Below are 19,235 nucleotides of genomic sequence, written 5' to 3'. Positions count from 1 at the left end.
AATGAAGAATTTTTTTTTATTTTTGTTACTTATTATAAAATCTGATTTAACTTTTGCTCAAGAAGAGGCCTCGCCAATCATATTGCGGGTGGCAGTATTCAATAACGTTCCTACCGTAGAAATTTCTTTTCATGAGAGCTGTAGTATAGAACAATTAAATAATTCTGGATTGATAGAAGTAGTTTCTTACTTAAAGAAAGCAAAGGTTTTTCCTTCAGTGGAAGGATTAAAGATTGGAGAACGGTATTATAAGGTTTCTGGTATAAAGATTAAACCTTTGAGAAAAAAAGGAGAGGTTGTTATAAATGGAAGAAAATATAGAGGTGAGATAGATATTTTAAAAACTGAGGGTTTAAAACTCCTTGTCATTAATCACGTTGAACTTGAGGAGTATCTTTATGGAGTACTTTGTCATGAAGTTTCATTGTATTGGCCCATGGAAGCACTTAAAGCCCACGCAATTGCTTCTCGTACCTATGCTCTATATCAACAGAGGATAAATAAAAATAAAGATTATGATTTAACCAGTGATTTTTATTCTCAAGTTTATGGGGGGAGGAATGCAGAGAGATACCGCACTACTCGTGCTGTAAATCTTACAAAAGGAAAAGTCCTTATTTATAAAGGGGAACTATTTCCTGCTTATTTCCATGCTACTTGCGGAGGGGCGACCGAAGATGCTTCAGAGCTATGGAATATTGATATTCCTCCACTGAAGGGAGTAAAGTGTGATTTCTGTTATCAATCTCCACATTATTTGTGGGAGAGGTTTATTTCTATGAAGGAACTGAAGGAGAAGTTGAGTGCTAATGGATATTATATTTCGGGGAAAATTCTGGGTATTGTTCCTAAAGAAAAAAATGCCAGTGGACGGATAAGGAAATTAAATGTCATTGCGGAGAACGGTAAATTTGAGATTGCCGCCAAAGAATTCCGCCAGATTTTTGACCCCCAGGTCATTAGAAGTACAAATTTCGAGGTGGAACTCGAATCCGATGGGGCAGTTTTTCGCGGTTATGGCTGGGGACACGGAGTAGGGCTTTGTCAATGGGGAGCGTATTTCATGGCAATTAAAGGTTATAAGTCAGAAGAGATTTTAAGGTTTTATTATCCGGGAACAGAAATAAAGTCCGTAATCGGTAATCGGTAACCCGTAATCAGTAATTTTACAAATGCATATTTCTGAGTTTGATTATCATTTACCCAAAGAATTGATTGCTCAGTTTCCGCTTGATAGGCGCGACGATTCGCGTCTGCTTGTTTTGGAACGTTCCTCTGGGAAAATTTCCCACAGTAAATTTAGCGACATAACCCAGTGCTTTAGAGAAGGTGATACTTTGGTGTTAAACGACACCAAGGTCATTCCAGCCAGGTTATTCGGTTTGAGAGAAAAAACCTCAGGAAAGGTGGAAGTTTTTTTGTTGGAGAGGATAAAAGAGGACACCTTTAAGACTTTATTGAAACCGGCGAGAAAGTTTTCTTTGGGAGAGGCAATTGTCTTTAGCGGTGATGGACTACGCGCAGAGCTGATAGAAAAAGACGGTCAAGGTTTTGCAATATTGAAATTCAAAAGTTCTGGAGATTTGAACGAAGCGCTTGAGAAATCAGGAGATATTCCCCTGCCGCCATATATAAAGAGAAAATCGGTTGAGCTGGACAGAACAAGGTATCAGACCGTTTATGCTCGGAAAGAGGGCGCAGTAGCTGCCCCTACTGCCGGCCTGCATTTTACGCAAGACTTACTCCAACAAATTATGAATAAGGGAATAAATATTGCCTATGTAACATTGCATGTAAACTATGCCACCTTTAAGCCGGTAAAGGAAGAAAATATCGAAGCCCACAAGATGTACAAAGAATATTATGAATTTCCTATAGAGACGGCAAGGATTATTTCAGATACTAAGAAGAAAGGTAGAAAGATCATAGCCGTGGGTACTACTTCCTGCCGTGTTCTGGAAACAGTAGCATGTCAACTTAAGACTTCTGGCTTCTGGCTTCCACAAGAAATACAGGGCTACACTAGTCTCTTTATCTATCCTCCCTACGATTTTAAACTGACCGATATGCTTTTAACCAATTTTCATTTCCCCAAATCCACGCTTTTGATGCTCATTGCCGCCTTTTGCGGTTCGGCTGTCTGGAGAAAGGCCTATCAGGAGGCGATTGAGAAGAGATATCGCTTTTACTCCTATGGCGATGCCATGTTGATAGTTTGATTAATATGTATAGAAAAATCATATTTCTTTTACTTATTTTAACAGTGGTGATAGTTTTTTCTCGTTTTCATACGTTGTTAACAATCTACTATAATAATCGGGGGATGGATTTACTGGAGAAAGGAGAACCTGATTCTGCCATAGAATATTTTTATAAAAGTCTAAAAATCAATCCAAACTTCGTAGAAACCCATTATAATTTAGCGGTCGCTTTTGAGGAAAAACATAACTATGGAAATGCAATTACGGAGTATAAGAAGGTTTTAGAATTAAAACCCGATTTTATCAAAACACGTTATAATTTGGCTCTTTTGTATTATCAAAAACTGAGTCTGTATGAAGAAGCGATTGCCGAGCTTGATAGCCTAATCGCTTCATCTCCGCAATATATGAAAGCCAAGGAGTTAAGGGAGGAGATTATTTTGGACTATTCTACATTTTGTCTTAATTCAGGACTTGATTATTTAGAGGAAGATAATTTTGAACAGGCAGAACGAGAATTTGAAAAAGCGCTTCTTTTAAAACCTGACTTTGTAGTGGTAAAATATAATCTAGCATTTCTTTATTTAAAAGGAGGGGATAAGGAACACGCTAAAATGAAACTTAATGAGGTCATACAAGAGAACAAAACTTACCCTTTTTCCTATCGGCTTTTGGGAAGCATTTATTTTAATGAAGGAAATTTCTTGGAAGCATTAAAATATTATGAGGAGGTAGTTAAACTTTTGCCCAGCGATGTCCAAGCTTATAATGACCTTGCGCAGACACACACAAAATTGGAGGCATACGATAAGGCAATAGCTGAATTTCAAAAAGCACTTTCTTTAAAACCCGATAATCTCACAGTTTTATATGGGCTTGCCTCTACTTATCGAGACAAAGGAGATTATCAAAATGCAATCTATTATTACAAAAAGTTACAAAGTCTCTGTTCCGATTATCCATTCTTGGAATCTGATTTATCAGGAATATATGCTACTTTGGATAAGGGTTCTCAGAAGCAAGCCCCAATATTAGGAAAGGAAGAGAAAAGATACGATATGGTATATTTTAGAAACGGGAGAACAATGAGGGGGGAAATTGTTAAAGAGGGTGAAGAAGATTTACTTTTAAAGATAAAAATGGGAGAAACTGAGGGAACAGTGAGATTGCTTAAGAAAGAAATTGAGAAGATTGAGCGTTATAGAGATGGGAAATAGTTTCAGTTTAATACATAAAGATTATTCGACCAAAGCAAGATTAGGTAAGCTTTCTACTCCTCACGGAGAGGTAACTACTCCTATTTTCTTACCCGTTGCTACCCAGGCTACGGTAAAGACTCTCTCCAATCAAGATTTGTTTGATTGTAAGACAGAAATGATTCTTGCCAACGCCTATCATTTGTTCTTAAGACCCGGTAAAGAAATAATTAAAAAAGCGGGTGGTTTACATAAATTCATGTCTTGGGAAAAACCAATCTTGACTGATTCCGGAGGTTTTCAAGTTTTAAGTCTTTCTGATTTAAGGAGAATAAATGATGAGGGGGTAGAATTTCAGTCACACATCGACGGTACAAAATATTTTTTCACTCCCCAAGAGATAATTCATTTCCAGGGAGATATTTTGGGTTCAGACATTATGATGCCTTTGGATGAATGTGTGGAGTTTCCTTGTGAAAAAGACCGTGCAAGATTAGCGATGGAGAGAACAGTTAGATGGGCAAAACGTTCCAAGATGGTTCATAGTTCGCAGTCGAGAGTTTGCCCCTCCAGAATTAGAAACAACGAACTATCTACTACAAACTATGGAATGCTTTTCGGCATTGTCCAGGGTTCTACTTATTTAGACTTACGGAGGGAATGTCTTGAAAGGTTGAACGAAATCGGTTTTGACGGCTACGCTGTAGGGGGTGTTAGTGTAGGGGAGCCTCAAGAGTTAATTTATGAGGTGAGTTCTCAAGTGGCAAATTGGCTTCCTGAAGATAAACCCCGCTATCTTATGGGAGTGGGACACCCCGAGGATATGCTTGAGGCCATATCTTTTGGTTACGACTTGTTTGATTGCGTGGTACCTACAAGAAACGGTAGAAATGGTTGTGCCTTTACTTATCAAGGGAAACTTATTTTAAAAAATGCTAAATATAAAGAAGATTTTTCTCCCATTGATCAAGAATGTCTTTGCTATACTTGTCAGAATTATTCTCGTGCCTATATTCGTCATCTTATCAACAGTGAAGAAATATTAGGTTTAAGACTTATTTCGTTGCATAATATATATTTTTATAATCATTTAATTCAAAATATTAAAGAAGCTATCCAAAACAATTTCTTTGATAAATTCAGGAAAGATTTTCTTGCAAATTATCTTCGGGAGTGATATGATATCGCAAAAACAAGCTAAGCTGTGAGGTAAAATAAGACGAAAGGAGGTAGATTTTGGTAAATTTATTTTTTTCCTTTTTAGCACAAACACCTGCACCAAATCCTATAGTTAGTCTCTTACCTCTTATTTTAATTTTCTTTGTCTTTTACTTCATGATTATTAAACCACAAAAAACGCGTGAAAGAGAACACCAGGAGATGCTTAAAAATTTGAAGAAAAACGATGAGGTGGTTACTTCCGGTGGTATTCATGGAGCAATTGTAGATATAAAAGATACAACCGTCGTGCTTAAGGTTGATGATAATACAAAGATTATGATCGAAAAATCTGCGATAGCCTATGTAAAGAAATGATTGTAAGTTTGAAATTCGGATTTAGAATTTAATAATCGAAGGGGGAGGGAATTATGCAACGCAATTTAAAATGGAAATGGTTGTTGATTTCGATTGTCATGGGTATAGCCTCTTGGAATGCTTTTCCTTTGAGTAAGAAAGTTAACCTTGGGCTTGATTTGCAAGGGGGAATGCATTTAGTTTTGAAAGTTGACACTTCAGGAATTCCGCAGGAGACTCGCCATGATGCAGTAGATAGAGCCTTGGAGATTATCCGGAATCGTATAGACCAGTTTGGAGTAAGAGAACCTTCGATATTAAAGCAAGGTGTTGATCGCATTGTAGTACAGTTGCCGGGGATTACTGACCGTGAACGCGCCTTGCAAATTATTGGTAAAACTGCTCAGTTAGAATTCAAACTTATTTCTGATGACCCGGAATTGTTAAGGGCTGCGTTAAGTGACAATATAGCTGAAGATTACGAATTAAAATATCTGGATAAAGAACCGCTTTTAGTTCGGAGAAAAGCAAGCCTTACAGGAGATACTCTTATCGATGCGAGAGTGAGTTTTGAGAGCCAGTTTGGGGCCCCTTATGTTTCTTTGAAGTTTAACAGCCAAGGAGCAAAGATATTTTCACAGGTGACAGGCGAAAATGTGGGTAGGCGTTTAGCTATTGTGTTAGATGGTGTAGTACATTCTGCCCCGGTAATCCGAGAAAGAATCCCTTCGGGCGAAGCACAGATTACCGGAAGGTTTAGTATCGATGAAGCTAATGACTTAGCTATCGTTCTAAGAGCAGGTGCATTGCCCGCTCCTATCAAGATTGAAGAAGAACGTACAGTAGGACCGAGTTTAGGAAGAGATTCCATTCGTGCAGGTATTTTTGCTACCTATATCGGGACTATTTTTGTCGTAGTTTTTATGATTGTTTATTATTTCTTTGCTGGTTTTGTGGCAGATTTGGCTCTACTTTTAAACTTTATTATTGTTTTGGGAGTATTAGGTTACTTTAATGCCACCTTAACCCTCCCCGGTATTGCCGGGCTTGCTTTGAGTTTGGGCATGGCTGTTGATGCTAACGTTTTAATAAATGAGAGAATTCGGGAGGAATTAAAAACAGGTCGTTCTCTGCGTGCTTCGATTGCCACAGGATATGACAAAGCTTTCAGTGCTATATTTGATTCTAATCTTACTACTTTAATTGCGGCATTTTTCCTTTTTCAGTTTGGTACTGGTCCCATAAAGGGATTTGCCATAACTCTTACTGCAGGAATCCTCGCCAGTTTGTTTACTGCTCTGATTGTAACAAGGACCATTACCGAAACCGCTTTATCTTTAGGAATAATCAAGAAATATTCTATGCTCCGTTTTTTTAAAAGAGAACTTAAATTCGATTTTATTGGGAAAAGAAAAATTTTCTATTTTATTTCCCTATTGGTAGTCTTAGGGGGGTTAGTTTATTTCTTCTATCTTGGAGAGAAGACATACGGGATAGATTTTAGTGGAGGGTATTTAGTGGAATATTCATTTAAAAATGATATAAAGATAGAAGACATACGGTATTCTTTGAATAAACTTGGAGCAACGGATGCTAATATTCAAAAAGTAGGTGGTCATAATGATATAATTATCAGAACCGCAAAGGTAAAAACAGAGGATATTACTGCACAATTAAAACAGGATTTCTCCAATAACCCCATAGAGGTAAGAAGGGTAGAACAGGTTGGGCCATCTGTAGGGAAAGAGTTAAGACAGAAGGCTGTCTGGGCTATTTTCTGGGCAATGGTAGGCATTCTTGTTTATGTTGGATTCCGTTTTAAACATTTTGATTTTGGAATCGCAGGTGTAATTGCTCTCTTCCACGATGTTTTTGTCTGCGTAGGCTTTTTAGCTTTTACCCATAGAGAGATTTCTCTTACCGTTGTTGCTGGACTTTTGACCATTGCAGGTTATTCCATAAATGATACCATTGTTATTTACGACCGGATAAGAGAAAATATGCGGTTGTTTAAAAAAGAAAGCTTAGCAGAGATAATTAATAAAAGCATAAATCAAACTCTGTCACGTACAATTCTTACTACCCTTACCACACTTTTTGTTGTGGTATCACTTTTTATTTGGGGTGGGACGGTATTGAATAATCTTGCTTTCTGTCTTTTAGTGGGTATGCTTTCGGGAATCTATTCCACAATTTACATTGCTACTTCTTTGGTAATTACTTGGCAAATGATGAAAAAAAAGCAAGCTGTGTCTTAGAGCATTAGTAAATCAATTCTTTACCCACAGTTTTCTCACCGCTCATTATGATTTTTAAGGATAGAATTTATGGTGTTTGTTAGAGTATAATATAAAAATAGAAAGAAAGATAAGGAGGTGTAGTAGAAATGTTTTTTTTAAGGGTCAAGATGTTTCTCCTGTTAGCAGTTTTATTTGCCATCTTATATATGATTGTTACCATCATTGGAGTGCAAATGGGTATAACCAATTTCTATTTTTATTTAATTATTTCTCTTTTTCTAATGTATATTCAGTATTTAATTGGCCCAAAGATTGTGGAATGGTCAATGCATATAAAGTATGTAGACAGAAAAGAAGCTCCCGAATTGCATCAGATAGTTGATAGTCTAATAGAGAAAGCAAATATTCCTAAGCCCAAAATAGGGATTTCTCCCACTTATTTACCCAACGCTTTTGCTTTTGGTCATGGATTGCGCAGTGGGAGAGTGTGTGTGACACAGGGAATACTTAGACTTCTTAACCATAATGAACTACGGGCAGTATTAGCTCACGAAATAAGCCATTTAAAAAATCGTGATGTACTTACCATTACCATTCTTTCGGTAATTCCCATGATTCTCTATCGTATCGCTTGGCATATGTTTTGGTTTGGAGGTGGTAGAAGAAGGGATAGTCGTGGCACAAACACCGCACTGATTGGTTTATTAGCTTTTATTTTTTATTTCATAACCAATCTTTTAGTGCTTTATGCATCGCGTATTCGGGAATATTTTGCTGACCGGGGTTCTGTAAAGTTAGGGAATCATCCTTCTTGGCTCGCCACCGCACTATATAAACTTGTTTATGGTTCTGCGCGTATAGATAAGGAGGAACTGAGGGAGATAGAGGGTTTAAAAGCATTCTTTGTCAACGACCCTTCCAAGGCATTGCACGAAATTTACGAGTTAAAACAGCTTGACTTAGACATGTCGGGGACAATTGATCCTAATGAGTTGGAAGTCATACGTACAAGACGTATCCGTTTAGGTTTTGCAGATAAGCTAATGGAGCTTTTAAGCACTCATCCCAATATGTTGAAAAGGATTAAGCAATTGTCGGTAACTAGTAATAGTTCACAGTAAAAGGTATATGGTGGTTAAGATTTGCTGTTTACTGTAGCCCGTAAAGTGTAAACTTTTAGCAATAATGGAGGTAAATATGTTTGGGATAGGAATGCCAGAATTAATTGTTATCTTGATTATTCTTCTCCTTGTCTTTGGAGCAAGTCGTTTACCCCAAATTGCCCGTGCGTTAGGAAAATCTATTGGTGAGTTCAAAAAAGGGATAAAAGAAGGAGAAGAGGAGAAGCAGGAAAAGCCTTCAGATAACTGATGCAGGATGATAAGCGCCTTACTTTAATTGGACATTTAGAAGAGCTTCGTTATCGAATTATCGTATGTCTAATTGTGTTTATTCTTTGTTCAATAATTTCCTTCCGCTACGCTAAAGAAATTTTAGATTTTCTTGCAAAACCTGTAGAACAATTGATTTTTATTTATCCTATGGAGTTGTTCTTAGTTTATTTAAAGATTGCTTTTATAGGAGGGATTATTTTAGCTTCACCCGTTATTTTCTATCAAATATGGATTTTTATCAGTTCCGGACTTTACCCTCAAGAGAAAAAATATGTCCGTCTTTTCTTTCCTTTGTCGTTAGTGCTATTTTTCTTAGGTTTAGTTTTTAGTTATTTTTTCGTTCTTCCTTTGGGAATAAGATTTCTGTTGAGTTTTTCTACTGATAAAATTATACCTATGTTTTCTGTGGGACGCTATTTCTCTTTTGTAGGCATGCTTGTTTTTTCTACGGGGATAGTATTTGAAACTCCGGTAGTGGTGTTATTTTTAACAAAAGTGGGCCTGGTCAATCCTTACTTATTGAGACGAAAATGGAAGTATATGATGGTTATGGCTTTTATCCTTGCGGCGGTTATTACCCCAACCGTAGATGTCTTTACTCAATGTTTTTTGGCTATTCCGATGATTTTTCTTTACGAAATTTCTATTTGGTTGTCTAAGTTAGTATGGAATAAAAATAAGTTATCTAGTTGAATTACGAATTAGATTATTTTATAATAACCAATTATAGATATGAATATTGCAGTCTTCTGTTCAGGCAAAGGGACAAATCTTCAGGCAATTATAGATGCAGTAAAACAAGGGCAGATTAAGGCAAATCTTTCATTGGTCGTTTCTGATAACAAAGATGCATATGCTTTGGTGAGAGCAAAAGAAGCGGGTATTAAAACAGTATTTGTTAATCCCAAAGATTTTTCTAGGCGAGAAGATTTTGAAGAAGAGATTATCAAGAACTTAGAAAAACATAATATCAAGTTGATTTGTCTGGCAGGTTTTATGCGCATGCTTAGTCCGAAGTTTGTGCAGAAATATCAAAATAAGATTTTGAACATTCATCCTGCACTCTTACCTTCTTTTAAAGGAATTTATGGGATAAGGGACGCTTTAGATTATGGAGTAAAAATTACAGGTCCTACGGTACATTTTGTGGATAGTAAAATGGACCATGGGCCTATAATCTTACAGAGTGCAGTAGAGGTTAAGGATGATGATACAGAAGAGACTTTAGCAGAACGTATCCACAAGGAAGAACATAGAATTTATCCGCAGGCAATAAAATTATTTGTAGAGGGTAAATTAAAAATTGAAGGAAGGAGGGTGAGGATTTTAAAATGAGACTAACCATATCTAAAATTAAAGCAAGAGAGATTTTAGATTCAAGAGGAAACCCTACGGTAGAGGTAGATGTTATACTTTCTAATGGAGTATCCGGAAGGGCGTGTGTTCCTTCAGGGGCTTCGACCGGTGAACATGAGGCATTAGAGTTACGTGATCAGGATAAGACGCGTTTTTTGGGTAAAGGGGTTTTAAAGGCAGTGAATAATGTAAACGAAGTAATTGCTCCTAAGTTAAAAGGGAAAGACCCCTTAAAACAAGATAAGATAGATAATTTATTGGTCTTACTTGATGGGACTAAAGAGAAGAAAAATTTAGGAGCCAATGCTATACTGGGTGTTTCTCTTGCGGTGGCTCGAGCATCTGCAAATTCAAAGAGAGTTTCTCTATATTATTATCTAGGAGGCAGAAGTGCCAAAATTCTACCTGTTCCTTTGATGAATGTTTTAAATGGAGGACTCCATGCAGACAACAATCTTGACCTCCAAGAATTTATGATTGCTCCACTCGGATTTGACACCTTTAGGGAGGCATTGAGAGCAGGGGCAGAAACATTTCACAATCTAAAGAAGATTCTTAAGGAAAAGGGACTTTCTACTGCGGTAGGTGATGAAGGGGGATTTGCCCCTTCGCTCAATTCTAATGAGGAAGCCCTTAGTCTTTTAGTAGAAGCAATAGAAAGGTCAGGTTATAAAGCAGGAGATAATATATTTCTTGCTTTAGACCCTGCTGCAAGTTCATTTTATCAAAGTGGCAAATATTCTTTGAAAACAGAGTTGCCTTCCGAGAAAAACAGTTATGATATGGTCAATTTTTATGAGAATTTGGTAAACAAGTACCCTATTTTCTCTATCGAAGATGGTCTTGCGGAAGATGATTGGGAAGGGTGGAAATTACTTACAGAGCGGTTAGGAGAAAATATTCAATTAGTAGGGGATGATTTGTTTGTTACTAACCCTGAGAGGTTAAGGAGAGGTTTTCAAGAGAAAGTAGCTAATTCTATCCTTATAAAATTAAATCAAATCGGTACCCTCACCGAGACTATAGAAGTAATAAAAATGGCAAAATCCAAGCACTATACTACAGTTATTTCCCATCGTTCAGGCGAAACTGAAGATACGTTTATTTCTCACTTGGCGGTTGCTACAGAGGCAGGACAAATCAAAACTGGTTCCTTATGTCGTTCTGAACGCATTGCTAAATATAATGAACTCTTACGTATTGAGGAAGATTTGGGTAAAAATGCTGTTTATGCGGGGAAGGTTCTCCTTAAGAAAATTAGAGCAAAGACGAAGGTGCGATGATTGTTAAAAAAAAATTTTTTAATTTTTTACTTATAACAATTATTATCTTTATTATATATCTACCCGGTTTTGTCAGAATTCAAAGATTGTATAATCACAAGAAAGAACTGGAAAAAGAAATTAAAGTATTAAAAAACGAGAACAGAGAGTTGAAACAGGAGATTCATAAACTTCAATACGATACTACTTATATCGAAAAAGTAGCAAGAGAAGAATTGAAGTTAGGTAAAGACGGAGAAATAATTTATAAAATTCCTTCAGAGAAGAAATAGAGTTGACAGGAGCTTTGCGGGTAGATATAATATAAAACGCGGGGTGGAGCAGTCCGGAAGCTCGCAAGGCTCATAACCTTGAGGTCCCCAGTTCAAATCTGGGCCCCGCAACCAAATTTACTTCCGCTTAAGTATTTCTAATATTTACTCTTACATTATTCTGCCTGCGATTTAAATTGACATTTTCTTCTTTTTTTTTTATACTAATTAACAATCAGTTCGTTTTTAAATAAAATCAATTTATTTTAAGAAGGAGGTGAAGTGATGTTAAGATTTATTTATAAGAGGAAGTTTATTTTTTTATTTTTCCTCGCTTGGGCTATATTTTTGGGGATAAAGCCCAATTTGGGATATGCGGGATTGGTAAATTCCAAGGTAGTTACTGAGGGTGAGAGGGGTTTATATCTGGAAAAAATAAATTCATTTCTTAAAGATGAAAAAGTTATGGGATACTTAAATAGATTTGGAATGGATAGAGATGCGCTTATAAATAAGATAGAACAACTGGAAACGGATAGATTGAGGGATTTGGCTTTACGTTGTGACAAAATTAAAGTGGGAGGCGATTCCGGAGTATTTATTGTTATTCTTATTATTCTTCTTTTGATTATCATCGTTCTTTATGTAACCAATTATACTGTAAAAATTGAACCGCGTGATGCTGTCCCACGCAGGTATTAATACATATAGTTAATAAGAATTTATATTTTAAGTGGGAAATAATTTTGTAACTATAAAGATATTTTTTTATTTATCTATTTTTATTCTCTTCTTAAATTGTGGATGTAAAACAAGCCGTCTTCAACTTCAAGAAGATTTTTCTATAATCGAGAAACATATAATCCCCGCCGTTCCTTTTTATAAACAGAGAGGAAACACCTGTGGTCCTTCAGCAGTGGCATCTATTTTAGATTACTGGAAAATCCAATTTGATTATCCTAAACTTATTAAAGAACTCTATGCCCCTGGATTCGGAGGTTCTCTTGATTTCGAAATAGCTTTTTATCCACGGCAATTTAGTCTCTGGTCCAATTATTCTCAGAGTAGTTTTGCTTATTTAAAGGAAAGAGTAAAAGAAAATATTCCTCTTATTGTTTTAACGAGGGAGTTGTCAATTAAGGGAGGATATCATTATTTGGTTATTTTTGGGTTTGACGATGCGGAGAAAAAGATTCTTGCTCATACCGGTAAAAAATCAGGTGTTTGGTTAAGTTATAAGACGTTTGTTAATAAATGGAGAAAGGCAGATTTTGGAACGATAACTATATGTCCCCCCGAGAAGGTGACGTGGGAGGTTTCTCCTGAAGAGTATGTTTATTTAGGTTATCTTTTTGAAGCAAAAGGACAATTAGAAAAAGCATTAGAATTTTATCAGAAGGCGATACCTTCTCTATCTCAGGCAAAGATTGCTTATTTTAATTTAGGAAATATTTATTTTAAGTTAAGCGATTTTCAAAAATCAGAAGAATCCTATCAGAAAGCGATTGAGATAGATAAAAATTTTGCGGATGCATATAATAATCTTGCCTATCTTTACTGGTACATAAAAAAAAATTTAAAAGAGGCTAAGGAATTGGCGGTGAGGGCGACAGAACTAAATCCGGAAGAAAAAAATTACGCCGATACCTTAGAACAAATTAAAAAGGAGGTCGAATAATGATTGAACGTTATACCCTTCCCAAGATGCAGAAGCTCTGGTCGGATGAAAATCGGTTTCAAAAAATGCTTGCGATAGAATTGGCAGTTTGTCGTGCTTGGGTAAAGAGAGGGAAGATTCCTAAAAAGGACATGGAAATTATTGAAAAGAAAGCAAAATTTAATATCGAGAGAATAAGAGAAATAGAGAAGAAAACTCAGCACGATGTAGTTTCTTTTGTCAATAACCTTAGCGAAAATTTGGGGAAATTAGCAAAGTATATCCATATGGGTTTAACTTCTTCCGATGTTTTAGATACTGCTTTAGCCATGCTTCTTGTGGAAGCATCAGATATTCTTATTGGCGATTTGGAAAATCTTGTTTCTCTTTTGAAAAAGAAAGCAAGACTTTATCGCAATACAATCATGGTCGGAAGGACTCATGGGATACATGCGGAACCCATTACCTTGGGTTTTAAAATTGCTACTTTTTATGCTGAAAGTTTAAGGAATTTAGAGAGATTAAAACAGGCTAAAGAAGAGATTAGATTTGGTAAAATTTCAGGTGCAGTCGGTAATTTCTCCCATATAGAACCGGAAATGGAAGAAATGATATGCGAAAAACTTGGGATTCAACCCGAACCGATCTCAACCCAGGTAGTACCACGTGATAGACACGCAGTATATCTCTCTACCCTTGCTATAATCGGAAGTTCTCTTGAAAGAATCGCTTTAGAAATAAGACATCTTCAGCGTACGGAAGTTTTGGAAGTAGAAGAGCCCTTTATGGAAGGACAGAAAGGTTCTTCCGCAATGCCTCATAAAAGAAATCCTGTTTTATGTGAACGTATCTGTGGACTGTCAAGACTTCTTCGCTCCTATGCTCAAGCAGGCATGGAAGATGTTAGTCTCTGGCATGAGAGAGATATAAGTCATTCTTCAGTGGAGAGAGTAATTTTACCCGATGCTACTACCGTTCTGGATTATATGCTTAATCTAATGTCTTATATCATAGATAAACTCGTTGTTTATCCCAACAATATGCGTAATAATTTAAGGAAAACTGGGGGGCTTATTTTCTCTCAAAGAGTTCTGTTGGCTTTAATGGAAAGAGGTCTTCCCCGTGATAAGGCTTATGATTTAGTACAGAAAGTTGCACTTATCTGCTGGAGAGATAAACGAGATTTTCAGGAACTTTTAGTAAGAGACAAGGAAATCCGCAAGCATTTAGAAGAGAAAGAAATCCGAGTGCTCTTTGATGCGAGTTATTATTTACGCAATGTTGATAAGATATTTCAGAGATTAGGATTATAGAAATATAGATAAAAAATATAGATAAAATTTTTAATCAAGAAAGAAGGAGGTTGATATACAAATGGATGAACGTATGATTACCACAGAAACAATCGAAAAACAGGGCTTGACGATTGAAGAATATGAAATGATTAAAAAGCGTTTAGGACGCGAACCAAATTTTGTAGAGTTGGGAATGTTTTCGGCAATGTGGAGCGAACATTGTTCTTATAAAAATTCTAAACCGGTGCTAAAACTTTTTCCTACTAAAGGCAAAAATGTTATTCAGGGTCCAGGAGAGAATGCAGGCATTGTAGATATTGGAAGTGGTTTGGGCGTGGTTTTTAAAATTGAATCCCATAACCACCCTTCGGCAGTAGAACCCTATGCTGCTTCTGCTACAGGCGGAGGAGGGTGTATTCGTGATATCTTCACTATGGGAGCTCGACCTATTGGGCTTCTCGATTCTTTACGTTTGGGAAAGTTAGAGAATGAACGGGTTAAATTCCTTTTTAAGAATATCATTAGGGGGTTTACTGAGTATGCCAATATTGCAGAAATTCCGGTTATGGGAGGCGAGGTATATTTTGATGAATCTTTTGAAGGCAATCCCCTCGTGAATGCGATGACTGTCGGCATAGTAAAGAAGAAAAATATTGTAAAGGCAAGGGCTATCGGTAGAGATAATTTAGTCCTTATTGTGGGGGGAGCCACTGGTAGGGATGGCGTGGAAGGTGCTGCGTTTGCTTCTGCAGGATTAGATGAAGAATCGACCAAAAGAAGTTCTGCGGTAGCCATTGGTGATCCGCGTATGGGGCGTATCTTGAGAGAAGCCTGTCTTGAACTGATAAATAAAGGGTTAGTTATAGGTATGCAGGATATGGGTGCAGCGGGGCTTACCTGTTCTACATGTGAAACCTCTTATAAGGGAAAAACGGGAATGGAAATTAATATTGATTTGATTCCTCATAAAGAAGAGGGAATGAATGCTTATGAGATAATGCTCTCCGAATCTCAAGAGAGAATGTTGGTTATTATTGAAAAAGAAAAATTGGAAGAGGTAAAGAAAATTTTCACAAAATGGAATGTGCCCATGGCTGTCATTGGTAAGGTTAACGATGATGGGATAGTGCGGGTTAAAGAAAAGGGCAGAGTAGTAGCAGAAATTCCTGCTGCTGCTTTGGTAGAAGCACCCATATACTATCGAAATGTGCAGAGGCCAAGATATTTAGATGAGGTGAAAAGATTTAAAATATCTACTATCAAAAAACCAGCTGATTATAACCAGGTTTTGTTTAAGCTAATGAGCAATCCTACTCTTGCCAGCAAGGTTTGGATTTTTAAACATTGTGATCCCGCGGTGGGTAAGGATATTTTAGTGGCACCTGGTTCCGATGCCGGAGTAGCGGCTGTTCCGGGAACTAACAAAGCCATCGCGGCTACTACAGATTGCAATTCCACATACTGTTATTTGGATCCTTTTAGAGGTGGAAAGATTGCTGTAGCCGAAGCAGCCCGGAATTTGGTTTGCTGTGGAGCAAAACCTTTAGCTATTACCGATGGTATTAACTTTGGCAACCCTAAAAACCCAGAAGTCTTCTGGCAGTTTAAGCAGGCAGTATTAGGCATATCCGCTGCTTGCCGTGCCTTAAGTATACCCGTGGTTAGTGGGAATGTCAGTTTTAATAACGAGAATCCCAAAGGTTCAGTTGACCCTACACCTATTATAGGAATGGTGGGATTAATTAGAGATAAGAAAAAAATAATCACACATTATTTTAAACAAGCAGGAGATATAGTTTTGCTTTTGGGTAAAACCAAAGAAGAAATAGGAGGAAGTGAATATTTAAAAACTATCTATGGATTAAAACAGGGAAAGTGTCCAGAGATTGATTTAAAATTGGAAAAAAGTTTACAGAAAACTGTATTAGAAGCAATAGAGAAAAAATTGATTAAATCTGCCCATGATTGTTCAGAAGGAGGACTAACGGTGGCCATTGCAGAAAGTTGTTTGGGTAATCCGCTTAAAAAAATGGGAGCCAAAGTTAAGCTTTCTACTCAGCGTATAAGAACAGACGCTCTTTTATTTGGTGAGAGTCAATCACGTATTATCTTAAGTGCTGAGCCAAAAAATGTTAAGAAAATAGAACAGATTGCTAAAAAGAATAAAGTTCCTTTTGGTTTAATTGGCGAAGTGGGAGGAGATAGATTGATTATAGAAGGATTAATTGATGTATCTCTTATTGAGCTTTATGAAGTTTGGAGTAAAGCGATAGAGAATTATTTGAAAGAATAATTTTTTAAAGGGTGTTTACGAGATGTGCTTAGTATAAAATATTTCCTATTTACGAAGATGGTAAAATGGTGAAAAATCCGATGTTAAGAATTAATAAAATTAATAAATAGAAATGGTAAATTTAAGAGAGTGTTTGTGAGTGGAGAGTTAAAGGAAAATTGTGGTCTTTTTGGTGTTTTTGGGCATAAAGAGGCAGGTTATTTAACCTATCTTGGCCTTTACGCTTTACAACATCGAGGAGAGGAATCCTGTGGTATAGTCAGTTCCAATGGCAAAGAAATCTTTCAATATAAAGGAATGGGATTAGTAGCGGATGTTTTTACGGAAGAGATTATCAAAAGTCTTACCGGAGATAGAGCCATTGGACACACGCGTTATTCTACTACAGGGGCAAGCCTTCTAAAGAATGTCCAGCCGATTTTGGTTAATTATTCCCAAGGTGTGATTGCAATTGCCCATAATGGTAATTTGGTGAATGCCTTAAGTTTACATCATAGTTTAGAAAAAGGAGGTTCTATTTTTCAAACAAGTTCTGATTCGGAAATCTTGATTCATCTGATGTCAAGGGAAAAGAAAGGGAATCACTTAGAGCGGTTATTAAAATCTGTTAAATTTTTAGAAGGAGCGTACTGCTTTCTTTTGCTTACCCACGAAGCTCTTTTTGCGGTAAGAGATTCCCATGGTTTCAGGCCTCTTTGGTTAGGAAAGTTAAAAGATGCTTATATATTTGCTTCTGAGACATGTGCTTTTGATTTGGTAGGAGCTAAGGAGATAAGAGAAATAGAACCGGGTGAAATAGTTGTAGTAGATAAAAATGGGTTGAGAAGTTTTAAGCCATTCAAGAAAATTTCCCCTTCGTTTTGCATATTTGAACATATCTATTTTGCCCGACCCGATTCAAAAATTTTTGGAGAGACAGTTCATATCGTAAGGAAGCGTCTGGGAAGAAATTTAGCACAAGAACATCCAGTATCGGCAGATTTGGTCATTCCTGTTCCAGACTCAGGCACTTCTTCTGCCTTGGGTTTCAGTCAGGAATCGGGGATTCCTATGGAATATGGAATTATCCGTAATCACTATATTGGAAGGAGTTTTATTCAACCTAGACAATCTATTCGCGACTTTAATGTGAGAGTAAAATTCAATCTCTTAAGAGATGTTTTAAAAGGAAAACGCATTGTAATAGTCGATGATTCCATTGTGAGGGGAACTACTTCTAAGATAAGAGTGAGGAATTTGAGAGAGGCTGGAGCAAAAGAGGTTCATTTGCGTATCAGTTGTCCTCCTCATTGTTTTCCTTGTTTTTACGGAATAGACTTTCCAACAAAGAAGGAGTTGATTGGGGCAAGATTAAAGATTGAAGAAATAGAGAAATTTTTACAGGTTGATTCATTAGGATATTTAAGCTTAAAAGGAATGCTTTCTTGCGTTGAGGCATATCCCAAAGGAAGTTATTGTGTTGCTTGCTTTACAGGAGATTATCCGGTAAAATTTGGGAAAAGAATTAATAAATATATCTTAGAGAAAGGATGCGGTGTTCATGAATAAACTTACATATAAAAAGGCAGGGGTAGATATTGACAAGGCTAATGTCTTACTTAAAGCAGTTAAGCCTTTTATCAAGAAAACCCATACAAAAGAAGTGATTGCTGATATTGGCAGTTTTAGTGGTCTTTTTTCGGTAGAGGTTCTAAAGAGCTATAAAAAACCCATTTTGGTTTCTTCAACTGATGGGGTAGGGACAAAATTGAAGCTTGCGTTTTTGGTAGATAAACATGATACAGTAGGCATAGACCTCGTTGCTATGAATGTTAATGATATTTTAACTTTTGGGGCCAGACCTTTGTTTTTCTTAGATTATCTGGGGTGTTCGAGATTAGAAGAAGATAAATATGTACAGATTATTAAGGGGATAGCAAAAGGTTGCAAGGAGGCAGGTTGTGCTTTAGTTGCGGGAGAAACAGCAGAGATGCCCGGGATGTATAAAGAAGGAGAATATGACTTAGCAGGATTTTGCGTGGGTGTAGTGGAAAGAGATAGGATTATCGATGGGAGAAACATAGAGGTTGGTGATAGAGTAATTGGTTTAGCTTCTTCAGGCCTTCACTCCAATGGTTTTTCTTTAGTACGCAAGGTTTTTAGTTTACCTGAACAAAGAAAATTAGCAAATGAATTGCTAAAACCTACGCGTATCTATGTTAAGCAAATTTTGTCAATACTTGCTAGCGACTACTGGTTATTCATAAAAGGTAGTGCCCATATTACTGGCGGTGCTTTTTATGAGAAAATTCCTCGTATTATTCCCGAAGGCAAATCCATTTTAATCAGAAAAAACTCTTGGCAGATACCTAAGATCTTTAAGGTAATTCAAGAAAAGGGAAACATTGAAGAAAAAGAGATGTATCGCACTTTTAACATGGGTATTGGAATGGTTTTGGTTACAGAAAGAAACAGAGAGTTATTGGTAATTAAGAAATTAGAAAATTGGGGAATAAAATCTTTGGTGATTGGAGAAGTAATTAAGGGGGATAGAGAAGTAATAATAGATTAGTGC

Annotated in this window: 18 protein-coding genes and 1 tRNA gene; all 19 read left to right on the top strand. The window is 36.7% G+C overall.

Annotation, left to right across the window (positions count from 1 at the left end; genetic code table 11):
* Position 1: 1 nt before the first annotated feature.
* Positions 2–1,150 (top strand): SpoIID/LytB domain-containing protein, encoded by a 1,149-nt coding sequence (locus NC818_04975; GenBank protein ID MCM8784106.1) that lies wholly within the window; start codon positions 2–4, stop codon positions 1,148–1,150.
* Between the two features lie 22 nt (positions 1,151–1,172).
* The gene (queA, locus tag NC818_04970; protein ID MCM8784105.1) at positions 1,173–2,219 is read left to right on the top strand and encodes a tRNA preQ1(34) S-adenosylmethionine ribosyltransferase-isomerase QueA; all 1,047 of its coding nucleotides are present in this window, start codon (positions 1,173–1,175) and stop codon (positions 2,217–2,219) included.
* Positions 2,220–2,224: 5 nt separating this feature from the next.
* The gene (locus NC818_04965; protein ID MCM8784104.1) at positions 2,225–3,418 is read left to right on the top strand and encodes a tetratricopeptide repeat protein; all 1,194 of its coding nucleotides are present in this window, start codon (positions 2,225–2,227) and stop codon (positions 3,416–3,418) included.
* A complete protein-coding gene (gene tgt, locus NC818_04960) occupies positions 3,408–4,574 on the top strand; it encodes a tRNA guanosine(34) transglycosylase Tgt (protein MCM8784103.1) in 1,167 nt (388 codons plus the stop codon). Before NC818_04965 ends, tgt begins: the two co-directional genes overlap by 11 nt.
* Positions 4,575–4,732: 158 nt before the next feature.
* Entirely contained in the window at positions 4,733–4,933 is a 201-nt protein-coding gene (yajC, locus tag NC818_04955) for a preprotein translocase subunit YajC (protein ID MCM8784102.1), read from the top strand.
* A 53-nt stretch (positions 4,934–4,986) separates the two neighbouring features.
* The gene (secD, locus tag NC818_04950; protein MCM8784101.1) at positions 4,987–7,170 is read left to right on the top strand and encodes a protein translocase subunit SecD; all 2,184 of its coding nucleotides are present in this window, start codon (positions 4,987–4,989) and stop codon (positions 7,168–7,170) included.
* A gap of 128 nt (positions 7,171–7,298) precedes the next feature.
* Complete coding sequence (locus tag NC818_04945) at positions 7,299–8,273, top strand: M48 family metalloprotease (GenBank protein MCM8784100.1); 975 nt, start codon at positions 7,299–7,301, stop codon at positions 8,271–8,273.
* 76 nt (positions 8,274–8,349) lie between these two features.
* Positions 8,350–8,523, top strand: a complete 174-nt coding sequence (gene tatA, locus NC818_04940; GenBank protein MCM8784099.1) for a twin-arginine translocase TatA/TatE family subunit — start codon at positions 8,350–8,352, stop codon at positions 8,521–8,523.
* A complete protein-coding gene (gene tatC, locus NC818_04935; GenBank protein MCM8784098.1) occupies positions 8,523–9,239 on the top strand; it encodes a twin-arginine translocase subunit TatC in 717 nt (238 codons plus the stop codon). The genes tatA and tatC overlap by 1 nt, the downstream gene beginning before the upstream one ends.
* A 39-nt stretch (positions 9,240–9,278) precedes the next feature.
* Positions 9,279–9,881: a phosphoribosylglycinamide formyltransferase gene (gene purN, locus NC818_04930; protein ID MCM8784097.1), complete on the top strand. Its 603-nt coding sequence runs from the start codon at positions 9,279–9,281 to the stop codon at positions 9,879–9,881.
* Positions 9,878–11,185, top strand: coding sequence for a phosphopyruvate hydratase (eno, locus tag NC818_04925; GenBank protein ID MCM8784096.1), 1,308 nt, complete (start codon positions 9,878–9,880; stop codon positions 11,183–11,185). Before purN ends, eno begins: the two co-directional genes overlap by 4 nt.
* Positions 11,182–11,457: a septum formation initiator family protein gene (locus tag NC818_04920; protein MCM8784095.1), complete on the top strand. Its 276-nt coding sequence runs from the start codon at positions 11,182–11,184 to the stop codon at positions 11,455–11,457. Before eno ends, NC818_04920 begins: the two co-directional genes overlap by 4 nt.
* 37 nt (positions 11,458–11,494) lie before the next feature.
* Positions 11,495–11,571: transfer RNA gene (locus NC818_04915), tRNA-Met, on the top strand.
* Positions 11,572–11,721: 150 nt separating this feature from the next.
* The gene (locus tag NC818_04910) at positions 11,722–12,138 is read left to right on the top strand and encodes a PA2779 family protein (GenBank protein ID MCM8784094.1); all 417 of its coding nucleotides are present in this window, start codon (positions 11,722–11,724) and stop codon (positions 12,136–12,138) included.
* 31 nt (positions 12,139–12,169) lie between these two features.
* Positions 12,170–13,114 (top strand): PA2778 family cysteine peptidase, encoded by a 945-nt coding sequence (locus NC818_04905; protein ID MCM8784093.1) that lies wholly within the window; start codon positions 12,170–12,172, stop codon positions 13,112–13,114.
* Entirely contained in the window at positions 13,114–14,406 is a 1,293-nt protein-coding gene (gene purB / locus NC818_04900) for an adenylosuccinate lyase (GenBank protein MCM8784092.1), read from the top strand. Before NC818_04905 ends, purB begins: the two co-directional genes overlap by 1 nt.
* Positions 14,407–14,467: 61 nt before the next feature.
* Positions 14,468–16,681: a phosphoribosylformylglycinamidine synthase subunit PurL gene (gene purL / locus NC818_04895; protein MCM8784091.1), complete on the top strand. Its 2,214-nt coding sequence runs from the start codon at positions 14,468–14,470 to the stop codon at positions 16,679–16,681.
* Between the two features lie 135 nt (positions 16,682–16,816).
* Positions 16,817–18,229 carry an amidophosphoribosyltransferase gene (gene purF / locus NC818_04890; protein ID MCM8784090.1) on the top strand — a complete coding sequence of 471 codons (1,413 nt, stop codon included), beginning with the start codon at positions 16,817–16,819 and terminating at the stop codon, positions 18,227–18,229.
* Positions 18,222–19,232, top strand: a complete 1,011-nt coding sequence (gene purM / locus NC818_04885) for a phosphoribosylformylglycinamidine cyclo-ligase (protein ID MCM8784089.1) — start codon at positions 18,222–18,224, stop codon at positions 19,230–19,232. Before purF ends, purM begins: the two co-directional genes overlap by 8 nt.
* Positions 19,233–19,235: the final 3 nt, after the last annotated feature.

It is taken from the genome of Candidatus Omnitrophota bacterium, assembly GCA_023819145.1.
In the GTDB taxonomy this organism is placed as follows: Bacteria; Omnitrophota; Gorgyraeia; order DTHP01; family DTHP01; genus JBFWKV01.
This window is presented reverse-complemented; position numbering and strand designations above follow the sequence as displayed.

What these genes read in the sequence shown, in the direction of transcription:
- NC818_04975 (MCM8784106.1), top strand. Translation starts at nt 2, where the DNA reads ATGAAGAATTTTTTTTTATTTTTGTTACTTATTATAAAATCTGATTTA.
- queA (MCM8784105.1), top strand. Translation starts at nt 1,173, where the DNA reads ATGCATATTTCTGAGTTTGATTATCATTTACCCAAAGAATTGATTGCT.
- NC818_04965 (MCM8784104.1), top strand. Translation starts at nt 2,225, where the DNA reads ATGTATAGAAAAATCATATTTCTTTTACTTATTTTAACAGTGGTGATA.
- tgt (MCM8784103.1), top strand. Translation starts at nt 3,408, where the DNA reads ATGGGAAATAGTTTCAGTTTAATACATAAAGATTATTCGACCAAAGCA.
- yajC (MCM8784102.1), top strand. Translation starts at nt 4,733, where the DNA reads ATGATTATTAAACCACAAAAAACGCGTGAAAGAGAACACCAGGAGATG.
- secD (MCM8784101.1), top strand. Translation starts at nt 4,987, where the DNA reads ATGCAACGCAATTTAAAATGGAAATGGTTGTTGATTTCGATTGTCATG.
- NC818_04945 (MCM8784100.1), top strand. Translation starts at nt 7,299, where the DNA reads ATGTTTTTTTTAAGGGTCAAGATGTTTCTCCTGTTAGCAGTTTTATTT.
- tatA (MCM8784099.1), top strand. Translation starts at nt 8,350, where the DNA reads ATGTTTGGGATAGGAATGCCAGAATTAATTGTTATCTTGATTATTCTT.
- tatC (MCM8784098.1), top strand. Translation starts at nt 8,523, where the DNA reads ATGCAGGATGATAAGCGCCTTACTTTAATTGGACATTTAGAAGAGCTT.
- purN (MCM8784097.1), top strand. Translation starts at nt 9,279, where the DNA reads ATGAATATTGCAGTCTTCTGTTCAGGCAAAGGGACAAATCTTCAGGCA.
- eno (MCM8784096.1), top strand. Translation starts at nt 9,878, where the DNA reads ATGAGACTAACCATATCTAAAATTAAAGCAAGAGAGATTTTAGATTCA.
- NC818_04920 (MCM8784095.1), top strand. Translation starts at nt 11,182, where the DNA reads ATGATTGTTAAAAAAAAATTTTTTAATTTTTTACTTATAACAATTATT.
- NC818_04910 (MCM8784094.1), top strand. Translation starts at nt 11,722, where the DNA reads ATGTTAAGATTTATTTATAAGAGGAAGTTTATTTTTTTATTTTTCCTC.
- purB (MCM8784092.1), top strand. Translation starts at nt 13,114, where the DNA reads ATGATTGAACGTTATACCCTTCCCAAGATGCAGAAGCTCTGGTCGGAT.
- purL (MCM8784091.1), top strand. Translation starts at nt 14,468, where the DNA reads ATGGATGAACGTATGATTACCACAGAAACAATCGAAAAACAGGGCTTG.
- purM (MCM8784089.1), top strand. Translation starts at nt 18,222, where the DNA reads ATGAATAAACTTACATATAAAAAGGCAGGGGTAGATATTGACAAGGCT.